The 982-nt window shown below is 34.6% G+C and carries 1 protein-coding gene; it reads right to left on the bottom strand.

The genetic code is table 11. The features are described from left to right. Positions 1-49: 49 nt before the first annotated feature. A partial coding sequence (locus tag ACF91D_RS30695) for a hypothetical protein (protein ID WP_392438534.1) occupies positions 50-982 on the bottom strand: 933 nt, incomplete at its 5' end.

The raw sequence follows: 982 nt of genomic DNA, 5'->3' as shown, positions 1-982 counted from the left end.
TTCTATTAATGGTGTGCCATTCGGAATTTGTAAACTTTGACCTCTGTCATTATACATTGCCTACACCTCCTACAGCTTCCACTGTCACATGTGCATATTCACCATTAAACACTTGATTAGCAATACTTTTCATTAGCTGTGCTACACTTTGCGCAACCTCTTCATCATCGCATTCAATCATAATTGCATCATGAATTGGCATAATGATTTTGAAATTCTTTTGTTCGCACTTTACTTTATATACTTCCAATAGAATATGTTTGAAAACGTAGCTAGCAACAGTTTGTATATAAAGTGCCATGATGCTATGACATTGATGATTAGCCATATCATGTTCAACACCATAAGGCATAGGTATTGTTTTATATTTTTCGACTTGCTCCTTAAATTCAATGACCTTCTTGAATTTGCTCATTACTTGTAGCCAGTTGATTTCACTAACCTCTTGATTGAGTTTGAATTTAGGGCTACTATAACGACCCCAAAAAACACACGACCCTATAAATGCACGTTTCACACTCACACGCTTCTCTTTTGACAAAGATAAGTCGCTCAGTAATGCATCGTATAACCCTTCTTCATGATTCAAGTAGTCAATCAGTTGTTCGTCTTGTGTCATATACGCAGCAACTGATGGTTCAAATGATTTAAAATCTATTGTATAAACCTTTTTAAATTGCGAAGGTAAAATCGTTTGTTGGACTAATTTAGGTAAGCCTTGAACATTAAATCTTTTAGTTGTGATCCGATGTGTTCGTGTGCCAATCAACGATAATTGCGTATATAATTGATTCGTACCATTTAATGACTGATCTAATCTATCAAATAGCTGTTCGATTTTATCAGAATGTTCATCGTTCTTAGCATTTTCAAGCATTGTCGCTTTGATATCAGGTAATTTATCGGTATCAAGGTTAAGAGATTCTGATTCAATCTCTTTCTTTAATGCTTCTAAATTATGATGTACTTCCACGTATTGGTC

Source organism: Staphylococcus sp. 231237_7MaSpsaltlick (assembly GCF_043107035.1).
Note: the sequence above shows the minus strand (reverse complement) of the source record. Positions and strands in the feature narration are given on the sequence as shown.